This is a genomic window from Streptomyces sp. WAC04114 (genome assembly GCF_019733245.1).
GTDB lineage: Bacteria > Actinomycetota > Actinomycetes > Streptomycetales > Streptomycetaceae > Streptomyces > Streptomyces massasporeus_A.
This window is the reverse complement of sequence record NZ_JAIGQA010000243.1, coordinates 1-9,746: the sequence shown is the minus strand read 5'-3', so window position 1 is coordinate 9,746 and position 9,746 is coordinate 1. Positions and strand designations below refer to the sequence as shown.

Below are 9,746 nucleotides of genomic sequence, written 5' to 3'. Positions count from 1 at the left end.
GTACGGGGGTGGGGGCCGGGGGCGGTTACTCCTCCAGCTCCCCGTTGCCGCTGGAGAACTGGGCCAGCCGGAAGATCACGAACTCGGCGGGCTTGACCGGGGCGATGCCGATCTCGCAGACGACCCGGCCGACGTCGACCGACTCGGGCGGGTTGGTCTCCTCGTCGCACTTGACGTAGTACGCCTCCTCGGGCCGCTGCCCGAAGAGCGCCCCGCTGCGCCACTCGTTGACCAGGAACGCCGAGATGTTGCGGCGGATCCGGGCCCACAGGTTGTGGTCGTTCGGCTCGAACACCACCCACTGGGTGCCGATCAGGATCGACTCCTCCAGGTAGTTGAAGTACCGGCGGATGTTGAGGTAGCGCCAGGCCGGGTCGGAGGAGAGGGTGCGGGCGCCCCAGACGCGGATACCGCGGCCCGGGAAGGCGCGGATGCAGTTGACCCCGATGGGGTTGAGCAGGTCCTGCTCACCGCGGGTGATCTGGGTCTCCAGGTCCACCGCACCGCGGACGACCTCGTTGGCGGGCGCCTTGTGCACCCCGCGCTCGGCGTCGCTGCGCGCCCAGATGCCGGCGACGTGGCCGCTCGGCGGGATCAGCCGGGTCTGACCGCCGGCCGGGTCGAAGGTCTTGATCCAGGGGTAGTACAGGGCCGCGTACTTGGAGTCGTACCCGGCGGTCTCCTGACGCCAGACGCGGATCTGACGGGCGTTCAGGCCCGGCGGCGGGTCGATGACGGCGACCCGGTCGCCCATCAGCTCGCAGTGCGCGATCAGCCCGAGCTGGACCGCCTTGACGGCCTCCAGGTCGATCGAGCCGCGCTGGTAGGCGGCCATCAGGTCGGGCACCGCGACCATGGAGATCTCGTCGACCGCCTCCAGACCGCCGAAGCCCGTGCGGTCGGCGGAGTCGCCGAGGTACTGGGCCGGGCCCGGCTGCGAGGTGTCCGCGCGCTCGGCGGGGGCGGCGGCGGGCGCCGGAGCCGGGGCCGCCAGGGCCACCGTCTGGTTGTCCGGGCGGGCCAGCTGCGCGGCCGGCGCGGCCTCGGCGACGGTGATGAGCTTGGAGCGCTCCTTGACCTGCGTGACGACGTAGTTGCGGCCGCCCTTCTTGGCGGTCACGTCGAACGTCTCGACCGGCTTGCCGTCGTCCTTGACGATCAGCCTGAACCGCTCGGCGGGGCCCTCGCCCTCGGGGTCCGTGACCTCGACGCTCAGGTCGCCCTGGGCCACGGCGGTGATGGAGAACGTGCCGAGCTGCTTCGGCTCGCCCGCTGGCAGCGCGGCCGGGGCGGCGGAGCGGCCGGTGACGGCGGCGGGGCCCTGCTCCGCGTCGAGGGGAGCACCCTCGGCGGAGCCGCCCACGCGGACGACGTACGCCGCCGAACCGCCGTTGTTGAAGAAGCCGTAGACGGAGTGCGCGAGGTAGTACCCGTCGGTGAACTCACCGAAGGCCGCCACGTACTGCGTCCAGTTGGTCACCAGCGTCGGCTCGTTCAGGGGACCGGTCGGCGCGAGCCCCACGAAGGCCGCCACCGACGTCCCCACCCCCTCGATCGGGCGCGAGCCGCTGGCCACCTCCTCGACGTAGACGCCGGGCGACAGGTAGGACGGCATGCTCTGCTCTCCTCGGGGTACGAGACACGAACACCCCTCACCCTCGCGCGCGCCCGACCCCCGCCGAAACGGCCTCCGGTGCCGGAGCGGGGGCAATCCCGTTGCCCGCGAGGGCAGGACCGAAGGCGCCCCCGGACCCCGGCACGGCGGCTCTGCCCCCGCATCTGCCCTCCCGGCCCTCCCGCGCCGTCGCGCGGGCGGGTACAGCTGACGGGTCGGGAGCAGATCATCGAGGGGAACGCCGTGCACGCACACGGAACACGGGGCGGGCGGGCCGCCGACCGGGACGACCGCAGCACGGACGCCCCCGGCGCGCCGGCCCACCGGATGCTGGCCCTGCAGCGCATGGCGGGCAACGCGGCCGTGGCCCGTGCCGTCGAGCAGGAACGGCACGAGCACGACGGGAACTGCGGGCACACCCCCTCCGTGCAGCGCCGCGCCCTGGTGCACGACGTGCTGAACAGCCCGGGGCAGCACCTGGACGCCGGGCTGCGGACCGAGATGGAAGCCCGGTTCGGCGGAGCCGACTTCAGCGGCGTCCGGGTGCACAAGGGGCCCCTCGCCCAGGAGTCGGCGGCGGAGCTGGGCGCCAAGGCGTACACCTCCGGGGCCCACATCGTCGAGGGCGCGCCCCTGACCAAGGAGGACTGGGCGCACGAACTCACCCACTACCAGGACCAGATGACCGGCCCCGTCCCCGGCACGGACAACGGCGCCGGAGTGCGGGTCTCCGACCGGAACGACTCGGGCGAGCGGCACGCGGTGGACAACGCCCGGCGGGTGATGAACGGGCCGGTCCCGGCCGTGCAGCGGACACCGGACGAAGACACCGGCGGGCAGGCCGGCGGCGTGCCCCGGGCGGCGACCGTGCAGCGCACGGTGTGGACGTTCGACCAGGGCGCCAGCGTCCAGGACGAGCGCGAACGCCCCCACTACCGGTGGCGCAGCGGTGACGACCCCACCGCCCTCAAGACCTCCGGCGACCTGGGCCTGGACCCCGGACGCAAACCCCGCCCCGGTGACCGCTACGACGACGGGACCGAACAGCTCCACAGCAGCGAGAACGTCGCCTTCTCCACCAAGGGCAGCATCCCGGAGCGGGACCTCGCCCGCCTCACAACGGGAACCAGCCGCGCGGTCGCCGAGGCCAAACACCGCATCGCCACGGCGCTGCAGATGCTGAAGTCGGCCGGAGACATCCCCGGCGGTCCGCTGCTGACCGCTCTGCAGTCGGGCTTCCCCCTGTTCCGGAGCGTGCCGCCCCAGCAGCTCGGGGCCTTCCTGCCGCACATCATCGAGGTCGTGCAGCGCATCCAGGCCGGGCTTAACGCCCAGGGCGCGCAGATCGCCCTGGTCGGCAGCGGAGTGCCCGGCGTCCCGGGCAACGCCACCGCCTGGGTCGACGGGAACCTGTCCGAGAACCTGGCGGGGCTGTTCAACCTCGGGCACCGCAAGACCAGCGAGGAACTCCCGCCCATGCTGGAGCGCTCCGGCCCCATCCACCTGCTGGAGCGCGGCCAGAACGCCTGGTACATCGTCCACGAGGCCACCCACCGGTTCGCCGGCACCCTCGACTTCCAGTACAGCCCGTACTTCGAGGAGGTGAAGGAGGACGACTTCCTGGCCACGGCCGACGCGGAGGTGACAGCGGCGATGGAGCCCTCGGTGCTGGACCGGCGCAAGGTGCGCGACCCCAAGGAGTTCACCGGCAAGGACGAGCAGACGTTCCGGCCCAAGCAGGCCAACTGGTACGCCCTGGGCCGGCGCGCCCTCATGAACGCCGACTCCTACGCCCAGTTCATCCTCACGGCGACCGGGGAGCAGACGCCCCGGACCTGACGGCCCCGCGGCATGGCCCGTTCGGCCATGTCATCGTGCCCCGACGCTTCCTGACGTGCCGTCGCCCCCCGGCTAGCGTCGCGACAGTGAGCCTGTGGACATCCCTGGAACCCGCGTCCGCGACCGTCGATCCGGGCAGCGCGACGCGCGTCCGGCTGCGCCTGCGCAACACCGGCGACGTCGTCGACGAATACCGCTTCGAACCGGTCGGGCCCGTCGCCCCCTGGACGACGGTCGAACCGGCGACCCTGCGCCTCTACCCCGGCACGACCGGCGCGGTGGAGCTGACGTTCGCCCCACCGCGCACCCCCGACGCCACGGCGGGGCCCAACCCGTACGCGGTGCGCATCACGCCGACCGAGCACCCCGAGGCGACGACCGTCCCCGAGGGGAACCTGACCATCACCCCGTTCACGGAGGTGCGGGCCGAGCTGGTGCCGCCCACCGTCAAGGGGCGGCTGCGCGGGCGCCCCCGGCTCGCGGTCGACAACGTGGGCAACACCAGGCTCACCGCGTCCCTCGGCGGCAGCGACAACGGCGACGAGCTGTCGTACGACCTCCACCCGGGCAACGTCCAGATCGAGCCGGGCCGGGCCGCCTTCGTCAAGGCCACGCTCAAACCGAAGAACATCATCTGGTTTGGGTCGAAGGAGCAGCGTCCCTACACCCTCACGGTCCAGCGCTCGGGCGCCGAACCGCTGCCCGTGGAGGGGACGTTCGTCCAGCGGGGCTTCCTGCCGCGCTGGCTGGCGACCTGCTTCGGGATCCTGTTCGCCCTCGCGTTCACGTTCCTCATGCTGTGGATCACGTACAAGCCCGCGGTCGCCAGCAAGGCGGGCCCCGGGGCCGCCGTCGAGGCCGGCAACACGCTCGCGCCGTCACCGACCCCGCAGCAGCCGGAGGGCGGCGACGGCGGGGGCGGCGGTGGAGGCGGAGGCGGTGAGCCCAAGCCGACCAAGAAGCCCCCCAAGCCCGTGGTGCCGGCGGAGAACATCCTGCTGCGCAACACCACCACCAAGAAGTGCGTCGGCCTGCCGGCCACCGACAAAGACGACGGCCGCCCGCATCAGTACACGTGCGACGAGTCCCCGCAGGGCACCCAGCGGTGGAACCTCGAGGTGACGGAACCCGACAAGGGGCCGGGCGGCCACGCGCTCTTCCTGATCCGCAACGTCAAGGAGCAGCAGCTCTGCGTGGACCTGCCCAACTACGGGGCGGCTGACGTGCGGTCCCCGATCACCAAGTACACCTGTGACGGCACGACCCGCGACAACCAGCTGTGGTGGATCGACAAGCAGCCGAGCGGCGCCTACTGGATCCGCAACTTCGCCGGCAACAACAAGTGCCTGGACGTGGCCGGTTACAGCACCGGCGGCGAAGGCGCCAACCTGACTCTCTTCGACTGCTCCAACACGGACGACCAGGAATGGGACATCGTGAAGCCGTCGGAGGGCTGACGCCGCGGGCCGGCTACCAGGTGCCCTCCCCCGGCACCAGGCGGCCGGCCTTGCGGTACTCGCGGCGGGCGCCCTCCAGGAGGTCGCCCGCCGTGACCTCGTCCCCGCGCCCGGCGGCCAGGTACGCGGCGGTCACGACGGCGCTGCGGATGGAGCCGCCCGCCAGCTCGAAGTCCCTTGCCACCGCCTCCGGTTCGAGGGCGTCCCCGCCGGGCACGTGCGACAGGCTGTGCCGCCACAGGGCCAGGCGCTGACCGGCGTCCGGGAACGGGAAGTCGACCACCAGGTCCAGGCGCCGGGTGAACGCCTCGTCGATGTTGGCCCGCAAATTGGTGGTGAGCAGCGCGATGCCGTCGAACGACTCCAGCCGCTGAAGCAGGTAGGAGCTCTCCAGGTTCGCGTACCGGTCGTGCGCGCCCTTCACCTCGGACCGCTTGCCGAAGACGGCGTCGGCCTCGTCGAAGAGCAGCACCGCGTCGGTGCGGTCGGCCTCCGTGAAGATGCGTTCGAGGTTCTTCTCGGTCTCCCCGACGTACTTGTCCACCACGGACGACAGCTGGACGACGTACAGGTCGAGGCCGAGGTCGGCCGCCACCACCTCCGCCGAGAGCGTCTTGCCGGTGCCGGAGTCGCCCGCGAACAGGCCGAGGACCCCCCGGCCCCGGCCGCCGCCCGCGCTGAGCCGCCAGTCGCCGAGGACCCGGTCGCGATGGCGGGCGCGCAGCGAGAGCTCCCGCAACTGGGACAGGGGCCCTTCGGGCAGGACGAGGTCCCGCCAGTCGACGGCGGGCCGGATCCGGCGGGCGTGCTGCTCCAGTCCGGAGGCGGACTGCCGGCGGGCGGCGAGACGCAGATGGGCGGGGGAGAGCGGGGCGCGCTCGAACGCCGCGAGGTCCCGGGCCGCCCGGGCGGCCCGGGTGATGTGATCACCGGCGAGGCGGTACGGGGCGACGGTTTGGGCCAGGTCGAAGTCCGGTTCCCCGCCGAGGGCGGCCGCCCAGGCCTGCACCGCACCCGCACGCTGCGGGGGAGCGTCCAGGACCAGCGGGTCCCTCTCGCACCACCCGGGGTCGTACGGGCGCGTCCCGGTGACCAGCACCGGCACGTCGTCCGCCGTGGCCAACTGCCCGAGCAGCGAGCAGGGTTGTTCCGGCAGCCCGGTGACGACGACCGCGAGGCCGCCCAGCCGGGCCTCGCGCAGCAGATCCGGGACCCGGTCCCCGGGGCCCGAGAACCGCACGGCCGGGACGCCGGCCCTGCCCAGGGCGGTGGTGACGCCGGGGAGCCCGTCGCCCTCGCGGCGCTCGCGGACGTACGCGGTGAGGGGCGTCCCGGTGGTGAGGCGGGCGGCCAGCAGGCCGGTGAAGCGGGTGAACTCCTCGTCGTCGCCGGGGGCGGTGTGCGGCAGCGGATGGAGGTGCCCGGCGAGTGCCGCGTCAGGGGTGTCGTCGCCGAGGAGATGCGCCACGAGCCGGTCCGGCACCCGCAAGGAGCGGCTGAGGAAGGGCCGTTCGAGCTCCTCCACGGTGAGCAGCCCGAGCGCGGTCAGCGGGGCCGTCGGACGCAGCCTGGCCCGTGCCTCGGCCAGGTGGACGGGGACGCCGCACAGGTCGAGGGCGAGGGCCACGGTGGCCCGCCGCCTGCTGACGTCGTCGTTGAGGTAGCCGTACAGCGGCTCGAAACCGCGGTCCAGGTCCGGGGCGAGGGCGATCAGGAGCAGCGCGCTGTCCAGCTCGGTCAGACCGAGCCGGGCGGACAGCTCGGCCAGCCGGTCGCCGGGCGGGCCGTCCGGGTCGGGGCAGGTGAGCGGCAGCGGCTCGGCCGGGCGCAGCAGATGCCGTACGGCCTCGTCCGACAGGTACAGGCCGCGCAGCGGGTCGCCGGCCGTGGGGTCGTCGGCCGACCGGTGCTCGACCAGCAGGGTGGCCCGGTGCCGCAGCTCGGCGAGGCGGGTGAGGAGGGCGGTGGCGGGGGCCGTCTCGGCGGTCCGGGTGGTCACGGCCCCGGTCTCCGTCCCCGTCCCGTGATGCGCCGGGCTCTGCGGCGGGCCTCCTCTGCCGCCGCCACCTGCCGGGGGCTGTGCGCGCGTTCCTCCGTGCCGGGTGTGCCGTCCAGGCCGCTCATCCGCACCGCCGCGCCCTCGGTGACGGGCGGCCCGGCGTCGTACTCGGGGTAGGCCGGGAAGGGGGCGGTGATCACCAGGTCCAGGGACGGCTTGAGTTCGCCGCCGAGCGCGGACCAGATCTCCGCGAGGGAGCGCGACTCGGTCTGAATGCCGGCCACCGACACGGGGATCGTCATTCCCAACGCGGCCAGCGAACCCGGGAGTTCGGAGGGCGGCAGCAGCTCGCGCGGGATGAGGGTGGCCAGCACGGCGGACAGCAGCCGGTGCTCGTCCTGGGGCTGCTTCGTCCAGGCCGTCACCAGGTACGAAAGCCGGAACCAGCGCGGCGGCTGGCGGCGCTTGACGATGACGTCCCGCTCGTCCCGGACCGGGAGCTGCCCCCGCTGGCGGCGGTTGACGTCCTCACGGATGTCGTAGAGGTAGGCGTTGACCGTGGGCGCGTTGCGGCGGGCGGCCCAGTCGCGGGTCGGGGCGTCGAGGGCGATGTCGATGCCGGAGCCGGCCAGCGCGCCGCCGCTCAGCAGGCCCTTGAGGACCTCGTCCACTTCGTGGATCACCGTCGGCCCGCTCGTCCCTGGTCGATCACCACTGCGCTCCCGCTTCCGCCCTGCCTGTACCGCCCGTCACCTGCCGCCCTCCGCGATCCTGCCCGCCGTGGCCCCGGGCCCGCAGGGACGCCGGGGACGGCGGTGGGGCAGAAAGCGCTGCCCGCGGGGGCGACTTCGGATGCCCGTTCGGTCAGATGTAGCCTTCCCGCAGGGCATGCGCCACGGCGTGCGCCCGGTTGCGCAGGTGCAGTCGGGTGGTCAGCCCATGCATCACGTTCTTGACGGTGCGTTCGGAGTAGGACAGCTTGCTGGCGATCTCACCGGTGTCGAGCCCCTCGGCGACCAGGCGCAGCACGTCCACCTCACGCGGTGTCATCCCCGAGACAGGGGCGCCGGTACGGCCGGCGGCGCCGCGATGCAGGGTGCCCACCTGGTTGATGAGCCGGCCGAGCAGGTCGGCCGGCAGGTCGCCGTCGCCGCGGGCGGCCGCGAGCACGGCCTGCACCAGCCGGGTCGCGGTGGCCTCCCGCCGCCACACGATGGCACCGACCCCGCACTCGATCACGTCGAGCAGTTCTGTCTCCCGCAGGGCACCCACCACGAGCACCGCCCGCGCGCCCTCGCTGCGCACGAGCCGGCGCAGCCGGGTCAGCGCCGCGTCGTCGAGCACGTCGTCGATGAGCAGGGCCACCGTACCGGGACCGGAACCCGTCTCCTCCCGCAGGTCGATCTCCGGGAAGCGGCGCAGCTGGCTCACCGCGCCCTCGCGTGAGATCGGGTCCGCGGCGTGCACCGCCACGGGTATCCGGGCCGCGGGGTCGGGCGTGCCGGGGCGTGTGGTCCGCGATGAGCTGAGCAACCGTTTCCCCTATGTCCGCGTGCGCGCCACCTCCGTGGGGCCGGTGGCGCATGTGCGCTCCCCAGCCTTCTGGGGCGGGTGGGCCGGGCGCAATCGTGGAGGACCACGAGGGGGACCACGAGATCGGGAGGCGGGCGTGACCACGAGACGCCGTGCCGTGCGCACGTTTCACCGGGGTGCTGTGCCCGCGAACCGCCGTGCCGTGCACCCGATTCACCGTGCTGTGCCCGCGAACCGCCGTGCCGTGCACCCGATTCACCGTGCTGTGCTCGTGAACCGCACTGCCGTGCCCACGTATCACCGTGTCGTGATGAAGAACGACCGCGCAAGGGGTCGGACATGACCTCCCGCTCGGTTCCGCGAGGCGCGGACATGACCTCCCGCCCGGTCGCGCGAGAGCCGGACCTGACCACCCGTTCGGTTGCGCCGGGGCCGGAACACGACCCCGTGGCACTTGTCACGGCACCGGCCCCGCACCCACGCCGTCCTCGACGGGGGAAGACGCCACGTCCGACCAAGGAGGCAGGAATGCCCGATCCGCAGCGCGAGCGACCCCGGCCCGTGCGGTCACGGCCCGACCGGCCCGGCGAACACCGGGAGGCCGCCGCACTGCTGGCCGCCGGCATCGCCCGCGCACAGTCGGGAACGGGCGGCCTCGTCCTGCTGCGCGGCGCGACCGGCACCGGACGGACCAGCGTCCTGGAAGCCGCCGCCGAGGACGCCGCCGCGCAGGGCATGCGGGTACTGCGCGCACGCTGCGCACCGGGCTCCGCGGCCGGACCCTTCGCCGCAGTCCACCAACTCCTGCACTGCCTGGTCGAGTTCGAGAAGCCCGACCCGGACGCCGACGAACGCGAGCAGGCCGCCCTGCTCCGGCGGATCCTCTACGCACACGCCGACGAGACCCCCATGATGCTCGCCGTGGACGACGTCCACCTGGCCGACGGACCCTCCTACCGCTGGCTCGTCGAGACGGCCCGGCACGTGGGCCGATTACCCCCGCCGGTCCTGCTGGCCGTCACCGAACGCAGCCAGTACGACATCGAACCGCCCGCCCCCGGCTTCACCCACACCCTCTCGCCCGCTCTCGTCGACACCCACACGCTGGCCCCGCTGACCGCGGACTCGGCGACGCGGCTGGTGCGCTCGGAGCACCCGGACGCCCCCGCCGACTGGATCGCCGCCTGCGCCCGGGCCGGCGCCGGCAGCCCCCTGTTGCTGAGGGCGCTCCTGGACGACCTCGGGGCCGTACTTCCCGCCGCCGACCCGCACCGCCCTTCCGGCGAGGCGAGCACCCTCACCC

7 protein-coding genes are annotated in these 9,746 nt (G+C 73.4%); 3 read left to right on the top strand and 4 right to left on the bottom strand.

Annotated elements, in window-relative coordinates:
- Positions 1 to 25: 25 nt before the first annotated feature.
- Positions 26 to 1,615 carry a phage tail sheath subtilisin-like domain-containing protein gene (locus tag K4G64_RS36215; protein ID WP_221760130.1) on the bottom strand — a complete coding sequence of 530 codons (1,590 nt, stop codon included), beginning with the start codon at positions 1,613 to 1,615 and terminating at the stop codon, positions 26 to 28.
- Positions 1,616 to 1,858: 243 nt separating this feature from the next.
- Between K4G64_RS36215 and K4G64_RS36210 the strand changes: the two genes are divergently transcribed.
- Entirely contained in the window at positions 1,859 to 3,454 is a 1,596-nt protein-coding gene (locus K4G64_RS36210) for a DUF4157 domain-containing protein (protein ID WP_308122583.1), read from the top strand.
- 86 nt (positions 3,455 to 3,540) lie between these two features.
- The gene (locus K4G64_RS36205) at positions 3,541 to 4,911 is read left to right on the top strand and encodes an RICIN domain-containing protein (protein WP_221760129.1); all 1,371 of its coding nucleotides are present in this window, start codon (positions 3,541 to 3,543) and stop codon (positions 4,909 to 4,911) included.
- 13 nt (positions 4,912 to 4,924) lie between these two features.
- Here the strand turns inward: K4G64_RS36205 and K4G64_RS36200 are convergent, their stop codons facing one another.
- From K4G64_RS36200 to K4G64_RS36190, 3 genes are all read right to left on the bottom strand, one after another.
- Positions 4,925 to 6,910: an ATP-binding protein gene (locus tag K4G64_RS36200; protein WP_221760128.1), complete on the bottom strand. Its 1,986-nt coding sequence runs from the start codon at positions 6,908 to 6,910 to the stop codon at positions 4,925 to 4,927.
- Positions 6,907 to 7,593 (bottom strand): DUF4255 domain-containing protein, encoded by a 687-nt coding sequence (locus K4G64_RS36195; RefSeq protein ID WP_221760127.1) that lies wholly within the window; start codon positions 7,591 to 7,593, stop codon positions 6,907 to 6,909. The genes K4G64_RS36200 and K4G64_RS36195 overlap by 4 nt, the downstream gene beginning before the upstream one ends.
- A 181-nt stretch (positions 7,594 to 7,774) precedes the next feature.
- Positions 7,775 to 8,443 (bottom strand): response regulator transcription factor, encoded by a 669-nt coding sequence (locus tag K4G64_RS36190; protein ID WP_221760126.1) that lies wholly within the window; start codon positions 8,441 to 8,443, stop codon positions 7,775 to 7,777.
- 528 nt (positions 8,444 to 8,971) lie between these two features.
- Between K4G64_RS36190 and K4G64_RS36185 the strand changes: the two genes are divergently transcribed.
- Positions 8,972 to 9,746, top strand: a 775-nt coding sequence (locus K4G64_RS36185; RefSeq protein ID WP_221760125.1) for an ATP-binding protein, incomplete at its 3' end; no start/stop codon positions are given.